Genomic DNA, 19464 nt, shown 5'->3' on the forward strand with positions numbered 1-19464 from the left:
TTGCCCCAATTACTGCAACCGCACACGAACGGTGCGGGAGTAGAACCTCCCTTCCGGCGTGTCGTTCGGGAACAGGGAAATGCTTGATTGCGGGTCCTCGATTGCCACGGTGAAGTCGCGGAACTCCGCCGCCACCGCACGCGCACGCGCCGTGGAAAGGCGCAGGTTCACCGCCGGGTCCCCGGTTTCGTCGGCATAGCCCCTGATTGCAATGCTGGCCCCTTTTGGCAGCCGCTGGCGCAGCCGTTCCAGTGCCGCGCGTGCTTCGGTGCGTAGCCGTGCGCTGTTGAAGTCGAACACCACAACCTCCCCAAGTTCTTGCAGCGATGCTCCTTCGCCGGTTTCTTCCACGCTGGTGCGGGTTACTTCCACCGGCAATCGGCCCGCTTCGGTTCGGGCGGTTTGCCCCGCGCTGTCGCCCACGCTCATGCCGTAGCCAAGCTCCATCCCGGGCTTCGATAACCGCTCCAATTCTTGGCTGGTGAGCTGCTCGTTCAACGTTTCGGGTGGGCGCATCTGGCCGCGCAGTTGCCGGATTGGCCCGCCGTTGATCTGCGCAGAAATCTCCCAACTGGCAACGCCCGCATCGGCGCGGATGCTGTTCTGGAACCGGAACCCGGGCGAGGTGATTGCGCGGGTTGTGTCGGCAATGCGCAACGGGCGGAGCAGTGCCGCATCGGCCACAATCTCGGCGCGGCGATTCTCCTCCCTCCCTTCTGGATAGGCACTGTTGGAAGGAGCCTCCGGCAGCCCACGCGCTTCGGTCCGGATTCGGTCGGCAGCGATTCCCCAGTTGCTGACCAGATACTCCTTCACCGCTTCGGCACGCTGGCGCGAAAGGGTTGTGTTGCCGGCTTCATCGCCAACGTTGGCGTTGGTCCCAACAATGGTGATCCGCTGGTCCGGCGATTCGGCAAGGCGTTCGCCAAGCGTGGCCAGCATTGCGCGGTAGCGGCTTAGCGGGTCGCGGGCGTTCCCTGGTTGCGCGTTCCGGTAGCGGTCCGGAATCTGCGCGGAGTTCTCCTCGAAAAAGATGTACGGAAGCGCGGCAATCTCCCGAACGCGAACCACCTCGGCAATCTGGATTGACAGATGGTTCTGCGCGCTTCCATCGGGCGCAATCCCAACGGCCTGCACCGTTGCGGCCAACACCGGAGGCTTGGGCGGCGGTGGGGGCGGCGGCGGAGGTGGTGGGGGCGGTGGAGGTGGCGGCGGCGGTGGGTCCGGCGCCGGGGTCGGGAAGGTGTAGCGGACCGCCACCGTCGGCTGGGCCGATGCCTGATAGCCGGTTCCCACGGGGCTGAAACTGGTGAGCGTTGTGGAAAGGGTCAGCTCGGGGATCAGCTCCCAGAAGTCGCCAATTTTTAGCGGCCAACCGGCTCCGGCAATCACTCCAATTTCGGTCCCATCGTTCAGGGCTCCCGACCCATACTTGCGGGTTTGGGTTCCGTTGTCGAAGTACGCCTCGGCTGGCTCCACTATCTCCTCTTGAAGCTCGTACGTTGGGCTAAGTGGCTGGGCCAACCGGACCCCGCCGCGCAAGGTTAGTGGAAGATTGAACGGGCGGATTGCCCCGTACAATTCCCCCCCTGCCGATGGGTTGGTAATCAGGTAGGTGTGCTCGCTTTCAATCTGGGCCAGCGATCCATCCGGTTTGCGGAACTGGGCACCGGCGGCGTTGGGCGTGCGCATCGCGCCGTTGCTGCCGTTGTAGATTCCACGCAGCCCCAGCGTGAAGCCATCGGTTAGGCGATACTCCACCAGCACCCCCGCAACCCCGCCAAGCCCAAACCCGCTGTTGAACACGCCGCAGTTCCCCGCGCCAAATTTGGAGCTGCTTCCAAGGTCCACCGAACCGAAATAGAGGTTCCCGCCAAGCCCGGCAAACCCGCCAACGGAAAAGCGTGTGGGCGTTGGCAGCGTGTCGGTTTCTTGGGCGTGCAGCTGGCGCGGGAAGGCCGCCACCAGCTGTGCAATCGCGGCGCAGGCAAGGGCACGGGTGGCAAAGGTTTTGCGGCCAATCGGCAATCGTTCCATGAAGGTTTTCATCATTCTATCACCATCTCCCGTGTGTCGCTCAGGGCGTTGTCAATGGTGATGCGGTAGTAGTAGCGTCCCGATGGAAGCAGCGTGGCATCGAAGATCAGTTCCTCGGTTCCTTCGGGGCGTGGCGCGTCCAGCAGCCGCAGCACTTCGCGGCCAATGGCATCGTAGATGGTTAGCCGAACCTGCCCGGCGTGTGGGACCCGGAACGGGATCACCGTTTGGCCACGGGCTGGGTTCGGAAGGCTTTGCTTCAGCAAGCGGTTGCTGGTGAACAGCAGACGCTGGTGGGCGCGGCATTCTTCGCTGAGCAGGAACAGCTGCGTGGTGTCGGCCTGGGCATTCATGCAAAGGCTGCTGATTCCGGAAAGCTCCAGCCGCAACGGAGATTGGACGGAATCGCCGCGAAGCACTTTCAGTTTTAACCGGGTGAGCATTCCCGCCCCGCGCAACGGCTTGCCGGTGGTTCCGGCGGAAATCCGCAGAAGCGTTCCAACGTTGGCAATCTCCTGCTTCTCCACAATGCTCCATCCTTCGGTCATCGTCCCGGCTCCATCAATCCCTTCCACGGCCAGCATGGATGGATTGAACTTCGCAAGGAACGTCAGCTCGGTGGAAGGAACGCGCCCTTGCCGGATTGGCTCGTAACTGATCGGCATGGAGTACAGTTCGCCAAACCCGCCGGTGAACCCTTGATGCCCCAGGCGGAAGCTGACGGTGTCAAGCTCGGAAAGAAGGATGATGCGTGGGCGTTGGTTCCGAAGCTCGTTGGTTTCAAACACCAAAATGGCCTGGCGTTTCCCCACGCCGGTTGGCCGCACGGTGAGGTTGAAACTGACGGAGTCCTTCTGGGGAAGCGGACGCGACGCAACCAGCGATAGTTGGTCGTAGATGATGTCGCCCCCCTGGTCGCCGCCAATAAACCACAGTCGCCACCGCAGCGTGTCGTTGCCGGTGTTGCCGATGGTGATGGGAATCTCCTGCGTGCGGCACTCCAGCACCCCCAAGTTGATGGTATCCTCGGCATGGAAGAACCCACTTTTCACGTAGGCGCAGATTTTCAGTTTTTGCGAGCGTCCGCACGGCTCAATCGTTGCGGTGAACGTCTCGCAGTAGTAGCCGGTGTCGGGGGCGCGAATCTCGAAATCAACAAAGGCGGTCCCTTGCAAGTGCGGGCGATTGACCACCGGCGGCGTTGGCACAAAAATGCCTTGGTTGCCGGGGTCGGGGGTGATGGTCAGGTATTGCGGAACGTCCCCCTGGACCGCCGCCCTGAAGTGATATTGCGTGGTGCTTCCAAGCCAGTAGCGGGGGTCGTTCACCGCCGTATCAAGAAAGGTGAAACCGATGCACCGCTTGATCCCTTGCAGGTACACAGCCGTGCGGTTCGGCATGGCGTTGGCGGAGTGGATCAGCAGCGAGTCGCGCAGGTTGCGGTCGCACAGCGCGTCGGGGGCTGGTTTGAATGCAACGGTGATGTAGGTGGAGTCGCACGGGCCCAGCGTGATCGGGAACCGCCCGGTGTTCAGCACCCGGAAATGCTCGCCGGTGAGAACGGTGGCCGAATCAATCGTTAGCGGGGAGAAGCCGGAGTTGAAAACCAAGTGGGAGATAACCTCTTCGCTGCCGCAAGCGTTCTCCGGGAAGTATGCGGCCAACCCGGTTCCAAGCCGTGGGTTGTTCGGCCCGGCAAATTTGATGATGTAGCCGCTGTAGTAATCGTTGTTCCGTTGGAAGGCGTTGGAGGTGACGGGAAGGTCCCGCGATGAGGTCGCGCCGTACAGATAGATCCCCCCTTCGCGTGGGGCGGTGATTAGCCCCCGCACCGATTGTTCCCACAAGTAGGAATCCCGCGTGCTTCCCGATGGTGTGTTCCCGCCGATAAACGTGCCGTAGGATAATCCCCCCAGCCCCCGCCCCAGAATCACCAGCGCGGCATCGCTAACGCCGTACAGCTGCGATTGGATGTTCACGTTGGTGATCGGGAAATCGTGCGAGGCGGTGGAGACCGCAACGGCAACATCGCCGAACGGATCGAACCCAAGCCCCCCCAGAAAATCGTCGTCGGACCCGCCCACGTACGTTGCGGCGATGATCCGATTGGTGGGGATGTCGAACCGGATCACAAACGCGTTGGCCCCGTTCGGTGCCGACCCCTGGAACGCGCCCGCGCTTGCCGGAAGTGTACGGCTGCGGGTGGTTCCCCCAATCAGCAACGTGCCATCGCTGTTGCTGATGGATAGGGCTTGCGGGCGCGCTTGGTCGCCATAGCCCAGCATCGGCCCAATCTGGCGCGGCGTGTATCCGCCAAACCCCAATCCGCTCCTTCCTTGTGTTCCGTTGTCGGCAATGTAGGTGCTGTACAGGAGTGTTCCGGCAGTGGGGTTCAGTTGCGCCAGATAGAGGTCATAAACCCCGCCCCCGATTCCGGCCCGCGCAGCCGCCTGGAATGCGTTGGGCGTGGTGCGGAAGTTGTCGGAATTGGTGCTTCCCAGGGTGATGATGTTCCCCGATTGGTCCACGGCAATCCGCCCTGCGAACTCGTTGCCGCGCCCCCCCAACGGCGCGCTGAACTGCAGGGTTCCGCCGTTCGCGCTAAGCCGCACTGCCACCGCTTGGAACCCCGCGAATTGATCGTTGGAAGCAAACGCGCTTTTATCCACCGTGAACGGGAACAGCAGCGTGTCGCCACGGCCACACTCCGGCGCGTAGGTTGTGCCGGTGATGCAGACGTTCTGGTTGTTATCCAACGCCAGATCGGCGAAGTAATCGTTCTGTTTCCCCCCCAGATACGTCCCCCATTTCAGCTCCCCATTTCCATCCAACCGCGCAACGTAGAAGTCAAAGTTTTGGGCGATTGGAGGGTCGCACTCGGTATCCAGATCGTTGGCCAGTTTTGTGGTTGCCCAAGCCCCGGGGGTGGTTGTTAGGTTTGGGATGTTTGTGGTGAACCCCACCACCGCTTCCCCCGCGGCCGTCACCTCCAAATCCTCACCGATTGCCTCATAAAAAATCTCCCCCTGCCCCGTGACGATGTAGGTTCCGGAGTAGGGGCGGCCAACAACGGTGGAGTACAGAAGCTGGCTTCCGTCGCTGGTGAGTTTGCTGACGAAGATGTAGTTCCCGGCCGGCAGCGCGCCGACTCCCGGGCGGCGGGGAAAATCGGGGGCGTTGGTGAACCCGGTGACGTAGGTGTTGCCGCTGGAGTCAATGGCGATTGAGGAGATAACATCATATCCCCCACCCCCCAAATAGCCGACGTACTCCACCGACAAGCAAGGGTCAATCACCAGCGGAAGGTCCCGCCGGTGGCTTCCGATTGCGAACCCGAACTGGTTGTTCCCCATCAGCCGATACTCACCCCGAACCGGGACGCGTTCCCCTGCGACTTCCTGGTAGCAGTAGGGCGGGGCCTCGCGAACCACCCCAAATGGAGTGTGGACCAGCAGCTGACCCTTCGCGCCGATTGATAGGCTATCGGCACCGTCGTAGCGGAGCGAGATTTGGCGGTGGTTGGCGCCGGGGGCGATGATGAAATCATACTTCATCCCGCCGTTGTTGCCGTAGTACAGGGCATCAATGCCGTGGTAGATGTTGCGGTAGCGGACCCGCTGAAACCCGTTGGCTCCGGAATGGGAGCCGTTGCGGTTGGCAATGCCGTAGTAGTTGAACCGGGCAGCGGTTGGCCCCTCACCCACCACCTCAACATCGGCACGCGCGCCAACAAAATTGGTGGCCAGCAGATAGCCCGATACTGCGCGCTGGGGATTCCTTGCGCCGGTGTTGCCAACGGAATCGGTGATGTAGAAAAAGTCCACCCCACCCTTGCGGAACCGGACGCTGGCAGCATCGGCGCGCCCCTGGAACAGCGCGTCGCCGGGCCACTGCCCAACGTTTTCCGCAAAAATGAACGCGCCGGTGGCGGCGGTGCCAAACGGGTGCGAACGTTGCTGGGAATGAAGCGTGCCAACAAGGGCAATCAGGACAAAGGATATCAGAAGGGATCGAAGAAATCGCATCGGCATTTGATGAGTAGGTTGCTGAGCCAACAATACACAACCGGGTAACAAGTCACGCAAAGGATCACAGAAAGGGGGAAAGGATAGCCAAACGGTGATGGCAAGCGAAGTGGCGGCTATCGCGCGGTTACGCCCTGGGAACTACACTCTGGAGCGGGTCAAAGTTACAAGCCACCGCGTGGTTCGGCAGTCCATCCGGGGGGATATTTCGGTAATACGCTGTGAGCAGGACCGCCGCACGTGGGGGGGCAATGGTGGCTATGGTTGGGCCACCTTCTCCGCGTTGTACCGCTCGATAAACTCGCGAACAACGGGGTCCTCACTTTGCCGCAACTCCTGCGGCGTGCCGATAAACCGGATCAATCCTTCCTCCAAAAAAATTGCGCGGTCGGCAGCTTTGTACACGGAGAAGAGGTCGTGGGTAATCAGCACCGAGGTGACGTCCAACTTGGTGGCAAGGTCGCGGACAAGGTTGTCAATCTGCTCGCTGGTGATCGGGTCCAGGCCCGTGGTTGGCTCGTCGTAAAAGATGTAGCGGGGCTGGCCAACAAGGGCGCGCGCCACCCCCACCCGCTTTCGCATCCCGCCGGAAAGCTCCGCCGGTTTTTTGTTGGCGATAATCTGGTAGGCCTCGTTGAACGCCGCGGGCGACATCCGTTCGGGGTCGGGAAGCAATCCAACGTTCAGCAGGTTGCGGTGGATTTCGCTATCCAACAACTGCTGGTTCCGCTCGCCATGCTCATGCAGCCCAAGCACAATGTTTTGGGCAACGGTAAGGGAATCGAACAGGGCCGCCCCCTGGAAAACGTAGCCGATGGTGCGGCGCATTTCGTACAGTTCCTTCTCGCTCATCTGGTCCACCCGCTTTCCGTCCAGCGTCACGGTCCCCTGGTCCGGTTGCAGCAGTCCAACAATCAGTTTCAGCAGCACGCTTTTCCCCGTCCCTGAGCGGCCAATAATTGCCACCGTCTCCCCCGCTTCAATCCGGAAGGAGACCCCGCGCAGCACCTGCTTTGGGCCAAAAGATTTATGAAGATTTTCTACAGCGATCATCGTGCGCCACTTGTGATTGAGTTTCTGTTGATTTGTTCCCCAAGTTTTTTGGGTGGGGCTGCTCGGGGCTGCCCAAAATATCGGGATATTCGGCGCGCTTGCACGGCTTTGCTTGCATTGCTACGGTGGCGATCTGCAATTTTGCGCACCGAACCAACCGATTCAAGAAACGACATCTTCAGCATGAACCAAACGCTCCCAACGCTTCTTCTTTGCGGAATCCTTCTTGCCGGATGCAGCAAGGAGGATGCGCCCAAAACCACCCTTCCCGACACCTCCGCCACAACTTCCGCCCGAACCGCAGCCCCCGGGGCGCAAGCTGCGCAAACCGGCGCGGACACCGGGAAGCCAACGGGCGAGTGGCACCCCGGACGGCCAGACACCAAAAGCGGGACGATTGCAACAACCAATGGCTCCATCACCGTGGCCATGAAGCTGGTGTATCGGGGGATTCCGTACAGCCTGTACGTCCCCGAGGATATGCTTGCCGAGCGGGACACAACGGACCCGAAAGGGACGCGCCTGCGAATCTACAACGCTCCGCAGGGGAAGCCGGACCGGAGCGCGTGGGCCGAAATCTACGTTCCCAACAACCCGCTCTCGCTGATGGATATGACCGGCGCAGTGCTTGGGTCCGATGGCCTGGTGGAGCAAAACAAGTTCAAGGTGACAGCGCCGCCGCAACCTTTCCCCCATTGCCAATGGAGTGCCGAAACCTACGCCTTTGCCGGAAAAGGGAACGAAGGCTACGCCTGCCTTAGCGTCCATGCCACCACCAAAGCGTTTTACGTGGCGGTGGTCCACAAGAAAGGGGAGAAAGATTTCCCGCTGCGGATTGATGCGATCCTGAGCGAGTTCCAATGGAACGATACCGGGGGCGGCTTGGGGGAATAGCCCGGGCCAACTACGGCTGTGCCCCGGCGGAACTTTTGGTGAAAGAACCGCCAGGGCACAGACGACGCAAAGGTAAACCAGAAAGAATGTGTGCAAGGGGAAGGCTTAGCGGGCCAGCACCATTTTCCGCACAAGGCGTTTCCCGCCAACATCCACCACGCAAAGGTAGCTGCCGGATGGAAGGCCGGCGGCATCGAACCGCAGGGTGTGGCTTCCGGCTTCGCGTGGGCCAACCGCCACGGCAATCACCGGGTGGCCGGTTAGGTCGTAGATGGTCATCGTAAGGTTCCGCTCGGCTTCCAGAAGGATGGTGGCGGTCCCGCTGTTGGTGCGCGGGTCAATCGTGGCTCCGGCAAGCGTTGCGCCGTTGCCAGTGGTGGTTTCCTCCACCCCGCTAAACCCGGCGGTGCTGAAGTTGAACACCGTGGACCAAGCCCCGGTCCCAACGCTGTTTGTAGCGGCAACCCGCCAGAAATACGTGGTGTTCGGGCCAAGATTGCCAACGATTTGCGAAGTGGTGGCCACGGCGTTGTTGTCCAAAGCCAACGTTCCGCTGAAGTTATCGTTGGTGGAAACTTGGACGTGGTAGGCCGATGCCCCGCTGCTGCTTTGCCACTGCAACTGCACCGAGCTTGGCTGGTTGGTGGCGGCGTGCGGCGGAAGCAGCAGCAACGGCGCTGCCGGCGCAACGGAACCTTCTTTCGATTGTGCCAGCACCTCCTCCCCACTCAGCGCGCGGCGGTAGATGCGGACTTCATCAATCGCCCCTTTGGTGTACTCGGTTGTTCCGCGTGCGCCAACAAACAGCGGCGCCTTTGCCGTCACCAGCGTTCCGGTTTTTGGTTCGCTGGCAACCTGCACGCCATCCAGATAGATTTTCATTGCCGTGCCATCGTACACAAAGGCGGCGTGGTACCATTTGTTTGCGGTCAAGTTTGGTCCCCATGCTTGGAACGGCACGCCGCTTCCGTTGAAGTAGGCGGCAATCCCCAATCGCCCGTCCCAGCTGTAGGTGAAGAACATTGCGTCAATCTCCCAGTTCTGCCCCACCATTGTCTGGATGCCAGTGGTGTTGTCCAGCTTGAACCAGTAGGAGGCGGTGAAGTTGGTGAAGTTGGAGATATAGTTTGCTGCCGAAAGCGAGGAGCTTCCGTTGAAGGAGTAGGCGCTGTTCGGGTTCCCAAGCCGATCGTTGGCAAGGGTTGCGTTGCCCGATGCCGGGTAATATCCGCACCCCGCTTCATCGCGTGAGTTTCCGCTGAATGGATAGTACAGCACCAGCCCGCTGGCATCGTTCTGGACGATGCTGAAGGCTTTCATGGAGGTGTCGGCCACCGCAGGGTTTTCGCTGCTGCTGATCCGGACCCGCATGGTGGGGGAACAGGTTTGCGGAAGCGTCCAGTTGTAGGCCTCGTCGCCGGCGGGGATGTTCGCTTGGATCAGCGTCCAATCGGCCCCGTTGTTGCTGCTGTACTCCAACGTGATGTTTGCCACGCCGGAGGACCGCCAGCGGATTTGCGCTGCCGTTCCGGCATCGTATTGCTCCTCGCCATGTGGGTTCAGTAGCATCACCCGTTGCGTGGCGGGTGCGCTGATGCAGGTGGCGGCTTCTGCGGTTTGGCGCATCAGCGCGGCCACTTGGGGAAGGAAGGTCATCCGAAGCGTGAAGCCTAAACCTGCGTCGTTGTTGGTCCCGCCGCAGTAGCTCATAATCGAGCCAGGGTTCGGTTTTTTCTGTTGGCCTTCCGGCAAGCATTTCCCTTCGATTCCCTCATCCACAACGCAGGTGTCAAGCGGCGCGCCCCAGTAGCAATTGTGGCTGTGGGGTGCGTTGAAGTTGTGGCCAATCTCGTGGGCGGCAATGTACACGTCGTAGCTGAATCCAAACGTCGGCAGTGGGTTTCTTCCCTGCACCGAGATCACGCTGTAGCCTTTGTCCTGGTTCTTCCCGCACAGTGCCTCGAAGAATCCATATCCCCCGCCGCCGTAGCTTAACGAAGTCACCACTTGGAAGATGTCGCGCTGGACGGTGGTGTAGTTTTCCTTCCAGTACGGCCCGGCTTTGTCGCGCAGCAGGAAGGGGTCGCCTTTCACGTTGTACGGATCGGCGGGTGAGTTCGTCCAGGTTTTCATCCAGGGGATGTGGATGGTGACGTGAAGCTCATCTTCGTAGATGCTGCTGACCACCGCGTACATTGCCACGGCGTAGGCCTGCGCTTTTTCCACGGTCCCACCGGTGGCGGTGAAGAACTCGCTGTCGGTCTCCACGGCAAGCTCAACTTCCAGAATGCTTTTTGCGGCCAACACATCGGCGGCCATTGGTGCCGGCGGGGTTGGGGGCAACGCATCCAAGTCATCCTCCGTTCCGCAAACAAAGTTGCTGGCGGGAAGTGTCATCTTCTTTGTGGCGGCCATGGTATAGCTTCCTTGCGGGTTCCTGATGTCCGGACCAACGATATAGCTTTGGCCATCGGGATACTCCATCACCGCAAACATCTGCTCGGTTCCTGCTTCGTAGGTCAGCCACACTTTCGATCCCGGGCTCCCTTCCACGGTTCCGGTGTACAGGACCAGCTGTGGGGCCTTGGTGGGAACATCGCCCGTTGGCGTGGCCACAACAAACTGCGTGGTGGCATCCACCACCGAACGGCGGCGTTGCAGCACAATCGTCCCATAGATTTCCGGCATCACCGGGAAGTTGGTGATCTCTAGATGCTCCGGGGCAGCCAGCAATCGCCCTGCTTCCGCTGTGTTAAGCTGGGCAAGCATTGGGTGTTGCCGAATCTGGAAGATGTTTTTGAAGAGTTCTTTGCCGTCCAGGGTGGCCGATGGGAAACGCTGTTGGGCGCTTGCGGCATGGCACGCAACAAGCAGAAGCACAGGGATCAGAAGCAGTCGCAGTTTGTTCATGGCAGGCGTACGTTGATGGAGAGAGAAACGGATTGATGCTTGCCCGAATATACGGCATGAAATTTCAGAGAAGAATAGAGAAATTTCAGGGGAGATTACTTCTTCCCAAACCAACGGAAAAGCAGGACCGCCAACGTGCCGCCAACAAGCTGCGCCACAACAAACGCCAATGCGTCGGCCGGGCGGATTCCGGCGTTCGTCTCGGTGAATATCCGGGCGATGGAGAGGGCTGGGTTGGCAAACGCCGATGAGGCGGTGAACCAATACGCGGCCAGAATGTACATCCCCACAACCATCGGAAGCCGCTCCGGCTCCTTGTGTGCCGTCCCGAAAATCACCGCAAGCAGCCCAAACGTTGCCACAACCTCGCCGAACAATTGCGCAAACCCGGAGCGTTCGTGGTCCGCGATAGCAACCGCCGAATTCCCGAACATCACGTTGGCAACAACAACCCCGGCAATCCCGCCAAGAATCTGCGCGGTGACGTAGCCGGGGACCTCGCGCCATTCCATCCTGCCGTTCCATGCCTCGGCCAGCGTCAGTGCCGGGTTGAAGTGCGCGCCGGAAATCGGTAGGAAGGTGGTGATAAGGGCAATCAACGCCCCTGCGGTTGCAATGGAGTTTGCCAGCAAGGCAAGCGCGGTGTTCCCCGCCGCCAATTGCTCGGCCATCAGTGCGGACCCAACCACTGCCGCAAGGAGTAAGCCGGTCCCAATCCCTTCGGCAACAACCCGCCGCGATTGCCCCCAAACGTGTGTGCGTGTTTCCATGGTGTGTTGATTGTTGTGTGTTGCTATCATTTCCAACCCCGACTGAGTTGGGGTTGATTGAAGGCCTTTAACCTTCGGCGTTCATCTTCTCTACCTCTCTCTCCGTGCGCGGCCTGATGCGTGGCTCCCCCCCTCTTGGGAGGGGGCGGGGGGTGGGTTGGGGACACCCGCGAACCAAGCCCTCGTTCCCGAATCTCAGGATCAGCAGGCCTCGGTGGCCAACGCGAAACGCCGCTCTTTCTGTTGTTCCCCCGAACCCACCCCGCCCTATCGGGCACCCCTCCCCAGGAGGGGAACTGTTTCGTGAGGGTTTGTGGGTCGCTTATCAATTAACGCTGTTGGCATCAATATAGCCCAGCCACAACCGGAGCAACAGCGGAGGGAAATGGAATGAGGTTGGGGGGTGAAAATGGCGCGTCACGTGTGGGCAATCTTCACCAATCCCCAACCTCAGGGTTCATGGCCAATGCTATGTATGCTGCCGTTCACACCACGCAGCAGGTGGCGCTGGCTGGCACATCCTCTTTGGTGCAGCAGGGTCCGGGTTCGACGGTGGCCAGCGGCACGCAGCAGGTCCCTGCGCTTGCCGAATCTTGCTCTGGTAAATGGTCCTCCAGCACCGTAAACACCTCCCACTCATTTCCGTCGGGATCGCGAACCCAGGTTTTATCCTGAATGGCGTAGCAGCAGGCGGTCCCCATTTCGTCGCGGGTGAGTAAGCCGGTGGCAATCCATTCTTCGCGCATCTGCAGCACTTCTTCGGTGGTGCTTACTTGGATTCCAAGATGCGAGAGCGCGCCCTGCCCTTTCAGGGGGGCGGCCATGGGGGCGGCGTTCAGCGTCAGGTTCAAGGGGGGATTGGCCACGTCGAATTTCGCGTAATTGCTTCGGACCTTCATCGGCTCGATGCCGAACAGCTTCTTGTAGAAACTGATGCTTTCGGCCACGTTGTTGACGTTCAAGGCGATGTGTGCTTTCAGTGCCGTTGCTCGGCTTCCTGCGGTTGTGCTCATTGCGGTTACTCCATTATGGATTGTTGATAAAAGTTCATATTCGCCTACGCGAATGTGATGCAAATATAGGCGAAAAAAACACATATGCAAAAGCATATTTGTTGTTTGGCATTTTTTTTCTTTCTTCGCGCCATGAGCAAGCAATCACAACCCTTCGATTTCGAGCTGATGTTCCGCGCCCTTGCCGACAACACACGGCTGCGGCTGCTGAACCTTATGGCCAGCGGTGAAATTTGCGTCTGCTACTTTGTGGAGGTTCTGAAAACCAGCCAGCCGAAAATCTCGCGCCATTTGGCCTACCTGCGCCGCGCCGGATTGGTGGAATCCCGCCGCGACGGCAAATGGATCCATTACCAAATTGCGCAGCCGCCGGACCCTGGCGCGGCGCATATCCTGAACGAAGTTCGCGCTTGGCTGCTACTGGACCCGGCAATGCGGCGCGAGCGGGAACGGCTAACCGCCGTCTGCTGCATGGCAAGCCCACCAATCCAAATTCAAGGCGCGCCCCGGCCAGAAGGAGTTCCGCAGAAGTAGCGGAAGAACCTGGCTGATAGAAGCAATGCCCGGGGTCGAACCCGGGCCCCACCCCTTCCCGCCAGAAAACCTTTTTCCCACATCTCCCCTTCCCTGCTATTTTCCGGCATGACCAACGCCGATTACAGTCCGGAGCTTCGCGCCACGCTGAACCGATTGTTCTCCCTGCAAACCTTTGGGATCAAGCTGGGGCTGGAACCCGTAACCGAATTGCTGGATCAGTTCGGCAATCCCCACCACCGCTTCCCCTGCATCCACGTTGCCGGCACCAATGGCAAAGGCTCGGTTTGTGCCATGGTGGCTTCGGTCCTGCAATCGGCGGGGTTGCGGGTTGGACTTTACTCATCGCCCCACTTGGTTCGGTTCCAGGAACGGATTCGGATGAACGGAATCCCGATGCCCGTTGAACACCTGGCCCGCTACACCACCCAAATGATGCCAGCAATCGAGCGGCTTGGCTCCACCTTTTTTGAGGGGACCACCGCCATGGCCTTCCGCTACTTTGCCGAGCAAGAGGTTGACGTTGCCGTGATTGAAACCGGCATGGGGGGGCGGCTGGATGCAACCAACGTGGTTGCCCCGCTTGCCACCGCCATCACCTCCATTTCCTTTGACCACACCAAACATTTGGGGGAAACGCTGGAGGCGATCGCGTTCGAGAAAGCGGGGATTATCAAAGGGGGCGCGCCGGCAGTGGTTGGGCGCGTTGCGCCGCGATTGCGCGCCCTGTTCCAGAAGCGTGCCGAAGAGGTTGGCGCGCCGGTGTTGTTCGTTGATGATTTCTGCCGCGGCCTGTTCCATGACCTCACCTTCAACGCCACCGTTGCCTCCTTCCTGCTGAGTGGCCGCGAGCTGCCGCGCTTGCAGATTGGCCTGGTTGGGCGGCATCAGATCGAGAACGCACGGGTGGCACTGGGGGTGATTGAGCAACTGAAAGAACGGTTCGGGATTGACACCAGAGCAATCCAGGAAGGGCTGGCGCAGATTGCCGCCAACACCGGAATCAGCGGGCGGTTCCAAAGCATTCGGGAAACGCCCCGAACGGTGATTGACGTTGCCCACAACCCCGACGGCGCAGCGGTCCTGGCCGACACGCTTGCAACGCTGAACCACGGGGCGCGGAACGTCCGGTTTGTGGTGGGTGCGGTCCAGGAAAAAGACGTTGCCGGGGTGATGAAATCGCTGGGGCCGCTGGCCCAGCATCTGTACGCCGTCCGTGCCGACAGCCACCGCTCGCTTCCCGCCGATGAAATCGCCCACCACGCCCAGTCCGCCGGAATCCCCACCACCCTTGCCGGCTCCGTTGCCGATGGAATCCGCCTGGCCGAGCAGGAGCGTGCCGAAGGGGAGATTGTTGTGATTTGCGGATCGTTCTACGTGGTGGGGGAAGCGTTGCAGTTGCAGGAACAGAATGGGGCGATGGACCCCAATGCCACGCCGCAACCAACGGAAGCAACGCCCAAGCTGCCAACGGCGCACCAGCCCAGCGTTGGCGATAAACACCCACGGAAACTGAAGCTCACCAAGCTGAAGAAGCAGCCGGACCCGGCCACCGCGCAAGCCCCGCAGCCGCAGGCGATTCCAGCGGAGCCAACCCCCGCGAAGCAAAAGAAGAAGAAGGCGCAACCCGAGAACGACGCGTCGCCAAAAACGATCACCGTGAAAGATTGGCAGCCAAGCGAACAACCCCGCGAACGGCTGATAAACAAGGGGGCGGGGTCGCTCAGCAATGTGGAATTATTGGCAATCCTTCTCCGCACCGGGCGGGTTGGGGAAGATGTGCTGCAGATGAGCCGGCGACTGCTGAATCTGTTCAAGAACATCACCGAGCTTTCCCGCCGCGACGTTACGGAGCTTCAAAGCATCAACGGCATTGGCCCAACAAAAGCGGTGACGCTGGCCGCCGCGTTCGAGCTGGTTCGTCGGGTAAAATCCGAGGCGTTCACCAGCCGGACAACGATCACTTCCCCGGCCGATGTTGCCCGGTATATCGGCCCGCACCTGCGCGACCTTCAGAAGGAGCAATTCCACGTGCTGATTCTGAACACGGCAAACCAGGTGGTCCGGCGGGAGATGGTGTCGGAGGGGAATTTGAACAGCTCGATTGTTCACCCCCGCGAGGTTTTCCGCACGGCGATTATCGAGAACGCGGCGGCGATTATCGGAATCCACAACCACCCCAGCGGAAACCCAACCCCTAGCCGTGAGGATATCAACATCACCCGCCAGCTGGTGGATGCCGGGAAGATTATCGGCATCACCTTCCACGACCACGTCATCATTGCCGGCGAGGAGTACGTCTCGCTGGCCGAGCAAGGATATGTGTGAGTTGCCCGGGACCTCCATCAGCGTTGAACTATCTACCGATCACAAACTCCAGATCATGCAACGGTTTCCATTCTTGCGGTTGGCTTCTTTTCTGCTGCTGCTTCTCTCCCTTCTTTCCTGTGGCGAACGTTCGGGGCCGCAGGGCAAGGAAGCGGGGACCGGCATCACGCCAGCCAAACAGCAACCGGTGAAAACCGAGGCGGACGCGCCACCCGCCGACGGCCCGAACATCGTGGTGGAACTCCCAACCCGCGGCCAAAAAGTCTCCGGTGGATTTGTGTTGAAAGGGGAGGCGCGAACGTTTGAGAACACCGTGAGCTACCGAGTGGTTGGCGAAGGTGGCGAGCGCGTTGCCGAGGGGAACCTGATGGCCGTTGGCGACGCAGGCACAATGAACCCGTTCACCACCGAGGTGGCGTTGCCCGGGAAATACGCCGGGCGGGCAACGTTGGAGGTCTTCCAATATTCCGCCCGCGATGGCCGCCCGATTGACGTGGTGAAAATCCCGATTGCCGTGCGGGACCAGCCCCCCGCCGCTGCCACTGGCGGGGCCACCATTCGGGTGTTCTTCGCGAACTCATCAATGAACGGAAATGGTGACTGCCGCAACGTCTTCTCGGTGGAGCGTCCTCGCGGGGCATCGCCCGCCGTTGCCGAGCACGCCTTGCGCGAGCTTCTTGCCGGCCCCAGCAGCAGCGACCGTGAAGCGGGCTACGCAACCGAGCTTCCGCGCGGGGTGGAGTTGCTTGGAATCCGAATTACGAACGGGGTGGCGGTGGCGAACTTCAGCCGCCAGCTGCGAAGCTCCGCCGGGGCCTGCCGCGCCGAAGCAATCCGCGCCCAGATTGAGCGGACATTGTTCCAATTCCCCTCGGTGCAATCCGTGGTGATCCAAGTGGAGGGAAACGAGGAAGAGGTGTTGGAGCCGTGAAAAAAAAGGGGGGTAGCGGCAGGTCTTTAGCCTGCCAAGACCAAAGATAACGCCGAAGGCTAAAGACCTTTTATTAATCCCGACGGAGGTCGGGGCGGCTACCTTTTGCGGTGGTTGTCCCGACGAAGTCGGGGTAGCGGCAGGTCTTTAGCCTGCCCAGAGGCCGAAGGCCGAGAACTGAAGATCGAAGATGACGCCGAAGGCTAAAGACCTTTTATCAATCCCGACGGAGGTCGGGGCGGCTACCTTTTTATCAACCCCGACAGAGGTCGGGGCGGCTACTCTGTTTCTGGTTCATCCGGCAGTATCCTCCCGGTCAATTCCGCTTCTATCTCTTCGATGCGGGGCAAATTGTCGGCCAGGGGCTGTGGCAGATTTCGCAGCAAATCAAACTCCGCAATGCCAATCGGTTTGTTGATGCCATTGACGGCGTATTGGGCCACCATCCGGTTTTGCTTGCGGCACAGCAACAGGCCGATTGTTGGTTTGTCGTCGGGGGCTTTGATCTGTGCATCCACAACGGTAAGGTAAAAGTTCAATTGGCCGATGTGTTCGGGCTTGAACTTGCCCCCTTTGATCTCGATCACGACGTAGCACTTCAGCCGCGTGTGATAAAACAGCAAGTCAATGAAAAATTCATCACCCCCCACCTCCAGCCGAAATTGCCGCCCAACGTAAGCAAACCCCGAACCCAGCTCGATAAGGAAACGAGTGATGTGGCGAATCAACGCGTTTTCGATCTCGCGCTCGTGGGCAGCATCGGCCAAGCCAAGGAAGTCAAACAGGTATGGGTCTTTCAGCGTTTCGTGCGCTAAGGCGGAGTCTGGTTGGGGAAGGCGCAACGGGAAGTTCGTGATGGCCGCGCCTTGCCGGTGGCGCAGGCCGCTCTCCAAATTGCGTTCCAGAGTAAGCCGCGACCAGCCTTCGGTGGCGGCGCATACCGCATACCACTCGCGATCTTGCGGTTCGGCTTTGGTGAGCAAGGTAACGATGTGGAACCAGGGTAATTGGGCAGCAGGCTGCTGCCCAAATCGCCCATCTGGACAGTGCTTGGCGAAATAGCGCATATACTTCACGTTGCGCGGGGAAAAGCCTTTCATGTCGGGGAAGGCGGCCTTCAGGTCGTTGGCAATCCGGGTGATGACCTTGCTCCCCCAGCCGTTGCGGGCCTGATGCCGAAGAATGTCGCTGCCGATGTCGTGATACAGCTGTATCAGTTCGGCATTGACCGCCAACGCAGCGCGGCTGCGTGCGGCAACCACACGGCTTTTGATGCTTGCCAGCCAGTCGGCATAGTCTTCAGGAGCAGAAAGAAGGTTCGATGTCGTGTCGCTCATGGCCTGTTGTCTCCGAATCATTCCGTCCACCCACGATTCCCCTTCTTCCAACCTTTCCGCAAACCCTCCCGAAGCATTCCCCTCCAACGGAGGGGTGCCCGACAGGGCGGGGTGGGTTCGGGGGAACGGCCGAACACGCGGCGGCGGTTTCCGTTGGCCACCGAGGCTTGCTGATCCTGAGATTCGGGAATGGATGCTTGGTTCGCGGGTGTCCCCAACCCACCCCCTGCCCCCTCCCGAGAGGGGGAGTCGCGCATCCATCAATCCCGACGAAGTCGGGGTAGCGGCAGGTCTTTAGCCTGCCAAGACCAAAGATAACGCCGAAGGCTAAAGACCTTCGGCTACCTCTGTTTGCGGTTACCTCGCTCCCCTATTCCCCTGCCCGGTGTTTGATTGCTGTGGCATCCACTACTTCGGTGCGGCCCGGGGCGGGTGGGTTTTCCACGGCGTGGATGATCCCGCGGACCATTTGCGGCAGCGTCACCAGCGCAAGCCGCTGCGCGCCCGGGCGGAGCGCGGGGATCAGGGAAGCAACGGCGTAGATCGGTTTCAGAAGGACCGGCCAGCGGTGGCCCGGGCCAAGCACGTACCACGGGCGAAGGATGGTCGCCGTCAGGCCCGCTTCCTGAATCAGCCGCTCCCCTTCGGCGCGGACGGCAATGTAATCGTGCATCACCGGGGCGGGCTGGCCAACGCTCAGGTAGATAAAATGGGGAACCCCAGCCGCCGCCGCAACGCGTACCGAGGCATGGATGGATGCCAGATCAACCCGCTTGAATTCCTCCCCTTTCCCGGGCCCCGGATGCGGCGTTCCAACCAGATGGATGACGGTCTCATCGGCGGCGATTGCGCCGGAAAACGTTCCTGGGTCCAGCGCGTTTCCAACCACCGGCGTGGCTCCGCTGGCCAGCTTCCCGATTGCCGATTCCCGCACCAACGCACGCACGCTGTGGCCCCGCTGGACCAATGCCGGAATCAATCGGCTGCCAATGTAGCCCGTTCCCCCGGTGATGAAAATGCGTGCTGCCATTGCGCCCCGTGTTACTCCGTGTCGGTGTTGAAATATGCTACGTGCCGAAGCTCCACCGTGCTTCCGGGAAGCGGCTCGAAGATCACATACTCAGTCCCGGGAAGGTCGGTGTCGTCCTCGTAAATCTGTTGGCAGTTGACGGAAACGGCAAGCCGTGCGGCTTCGTTGTACAGGCTGATGGTTCCGGTCTCGGTTTCGGCGTTGTACTCCAGCGGGATGGTGCGCCCGTCGGGGTAGCGAAGCTGGCATCCATCCACCGCGTAGCGGAAGGCAATGCCGTGGGTGGAGTCGAACCGGTAAGGGACGGTTCGGATGTAGGCCGTCAGCCCCTGGCCCTCCAGAATGTTTACGTCGAACTGCCCAACGAACTCCGTCACCTCCAACGTCTTGATTGCGAATCGGGCACCAGGCTTCAGCAGGATTCCGTTCTTCGTCACCTCAACATCCTCACGATTGGAAAGGATGCGCCCTGTGTAGATGTCGTCCCCCATGGTGATATCTACCCGCTCGTAATCGCGGCCAATGGTGGTGGGAAGGTTCGCCACCTTGCAGCCGGTGGGACCGGCCAGCAGAAGCAGCGGAAGCAGCCAGCGGAATTTCAT

Annotated in this window: 13 protein-coding genes; 4 read left to right on the top strand and 9 right to left on the bottom strand. The window is 60.4% G+C overall.

Annotation, left to right across the window (positions count from 1 at the left end; translation table 11 throughout):
- Positions 1-9: 9 nt before the first annotated feature.
- The 3 genes from IPM61_06055 to IPM61_06065 form a co-directional block, all read right to left on the bottom strand.
- Positions 10-2049: an OmpA family protein gene (locus tag IPM61_06055; GenBank protein MBK8910874.1), complete on the bottom strand. Its 2040-nt coding sequence runs from the start codon at positions 2047-2049 to the stop codon at positions 10-12.
- Complete coding sequence (locus tag IPM61_06060) at positions 2049-6062, bottom strand: SBBP repeat-containing protein (GenBank protein ID MBK8910875.1); 4014 nt, start codon at positions 6060-6062, stop codon at positions 2049-2051. Before IPM61_06060 ends, IPM61_06055 begins: the two co-directional genes overlap by 1 nt.
- Before the next feature lie 258 nt (positions 6063-6320).
- Positions 6321-7115 carry an ATP-binding cassette domain-containing protein gene (locus IPM61_06065; protein MBK8910876.1) on the bottom strand — a complete coding sequence of 265 codons (795 nt, stop codon included), beginning with the start codon at positions 7113-7115 and terminating at the stop codon, positions 6321-6323.
- Positions 7116-7298: 183 nt separating this feature from the next.
- Here IPM61_06065 and IPM61_06070 point away from each other — a divergent pair, with 183 nt between their 5' ends.
- Entirely contained in the window at positions 7299-8009 is a 711-nt protein-coding gene (locus IPM61_06070) for a hypothetical protein (protein MBK8910877.1), read from the top strand.
- Between the two features lie 105 nt (positions 8010-8114).
- Here IPM61_06070 and IPM61_06075 read toward each other — a convergent pair whose 3' ends face one another.
- The 3 genes from IPM61_06075 to IPM61_06085 all read right to left on the bottom strand — a co-directional run bounded on the left by IPM61_06075 (position 8115) and on the right by IPM61_06085 (position 12702).
- Positions 8115-10919 (bottom strand): fibronectin type III domain-containing protein, encoded by a 2805-nt coding sequence (locus IPM61_06075; GenBank protein ID MBK8910878.1) that lies wholly within the window; start codon positions 10917-10919, stop codon positions 8115-8117.
- Positions 10920-11014: 95 nt separating this feature from the next.
- Positions 11015-11689, bottom strand: coding sequence for an aquaporin family protein (locus tag IPM61_06080; GenBank protein ID MBK8910879.1), 675 nt, complete (start codon positions 11687-11689; stop codon positions 11015-11017).
- A gap of 485 nt (positions 11690-12174) precedes the next feature.
- Positions 12175-12702, bottom strand: coding sequence for a VOC family protein (locus IPM61_06085; GenBank protein MBK8910880.1), 528 nt, complete (start codon positions 12700-12702; stop codon positions 12175-12177).
- A gap of 132 nt (positions 12703-12834) precedes the next feature.
- On the opposite strand from IPM61_06085, the gene IPM61_06090 reads away from it, so the two are divergent.
- From IPM61_06090 to IPM61_06100, 3 genes are all read left to right on the top strand, one after another.
- Positions 12835-13236 (top strand): metalloregulator ArsR/SmtB family transcription factor, encoded by a 402-nt coding sequence (locus IPM61_06090; GenBank protein ID MBK8910881.1) that lies wholly within the window; start codon positions 12835-12837, stop codon positions 13234-13236.
- A 108-nt stretch (positions 13237-13344) separates the two neighbouring features.
- Positions 13345-15564: a DNA repair protein RadC gene (radC, locus tag IPM61_06095; GenBank protein MBK8910882.1), complete on the top strand. Its 2220-nt coding sequence runs from the start codon at positions 13345-13347 to the stop codon at positions 15562-15564.
- Positions 15565-15619: 55 nt separating this feature from the next.
- The gene (locus tag IPM61_06100; protein MBK8910883.1) at positions 15620-16495 is read left to right on the top strand and encodes a GerMN domain-containing protein; all 876 of its coding nucleotides are present in this window, start codon (positions 15620-15622) and stop codon (positions 16493-16495) included.
- 278 nt (positions 16496-16773) lie between these two features.
- Here the strand turns inward: IPM61_06100 and IPM61_06105 are convergent, their stop codons facing one another.
- From IPM61_06105 to IPM61_06115, 3 genes are all read right to left on the bottom strand, one after another.
- Positions 16774-17832: a DUF1016 family protein gene (locus IPM61_06105; GenBank protein ID MBK8910884.1), complete on the bottom strand. Its 1059-nt coding sequence runs from the start codon at positions 17830-17832 to the stop codon at positions 16774-16776.
- A 370-nt stretch (positions 17833-18202) separates the two neighbouring features.
- On the bottom strand, positions 18203-18862 hold the full coding sequence (locus IPM61_06110; protein MBK8910885.1) for an NAD(P)H-binding protein: 660 nt from the start codon (positions 18860-18862) through the stop codon (positions 18203-18205).
- A gap of 11 nt (positions 18863-18873) precedes the next feature.
- Entirely contained in the window at positions 18874-19464 is a 591-nt protein-coding gene (locus IPM61_06115; protein MBK8910886.1) for a hypothetical protein, read from the bottom strand.

Source organism: Chlorobiota bacterium, from assembly GCA_016710285.1.
Lineage (GTDB): Bacteria > Bacteroidota > Ignavibacteria > OLB7 > OLB7 > OLB7.

Excerpts from the sequence above, each read along its gene's own strand:
- IPM61_06055 (MBK8910874.1), bottom strand. The coding sequence starts at position 2,049 with ATGAAAACCTTCATGGAACGATTGCCGATTGGCCGCAAAACCTTTGCC.
- IPM61_06060 (MBK8910875.1), bottom strand. The coding sequence starts at position 6,062 with ATGCGATTTCTTCGATCCCTTCTGATATCCTTTGTCCTGATTGCCCTT.
- IPM61_06065 (MBK8910876.1), bottom strand. The coding sequence starts at position 7,115 with ATGATCGCTGTAGAAAATCTTCATAAATCTTTTGGCCCAAAGCAGGTG.
- IPM61_06070 (MBK8910877.1), top strand. The coding sequence starts at position 7,299 with ATGAACCAAACGCTCCCAACGCTTCTTCTTTGCGGAATCCTTCTTGCC.
- IPM61_06075 (MBK8910878.1), bottom strand. The coding sequence starts at position 10,919 with ATGAACAAACTGCGACTGCTTCTGATCCCTGTGCTTCTGCTTGTTGCG.
- IPM61_06080 (MBK8910879.1), bottom strand. The coding sequence starts at position 11,689 with ATGGAAACACGCACACACGTTTGGGGGCAATCGCGGCGGGTTGTTGCC.
- IPM61_06085 (MBK8910880.1), bottom strand. The coding sequence starts at position 12,702 with ATGAGCACAACCGCAGGAAGCCGAGCAACGGCACTGAAAGCACACATC.
- IPM61_06090 (MBK8910881.1), top strand. The coding sequence starts at position 12,835 with ATGAGCAAGCAATCACAACCCTTCGATTTCGAGCTGATGTTCCGCGCC.
- radC (MBK8910882.1), top strand. The coding sequence starts at position 13,345 with ATGACCAACGCCGATTACAGTCCGGAGCTTCGCGCCACGCTGAACCGA.
- IPM61_06100 (MBK8910883.1), top strand. The coding sequence starts at position 15,620 with ATGCAACGGTTTCCATTCTTGCGGTTGGCTTCTTTTCTGCTGCTGCTT.
- IPM61_06105 (MBK8910884.1), bottom strand. The coding sequence starts at position 17,832 with ATGAGCGACACGACATCGAACCTTCTTTCTGCTCCTGAAGACTATGCC.
- IPM61_06110 (MBK8910885.1), bottom strand. The coding sequence starts at position 18,862 with ATGGCAGCACGCATTTTCATCACCGGGGGAACGGGCTACATTGGCAGC.
- IPM61_06115 (MBK8910886.1), bottom strand. The coding sequence starts at position 19,464 with ATGAAATTCCGCTGGCTGCTTCCGCTGCTTCTGCTGGCCGGTCCCACC.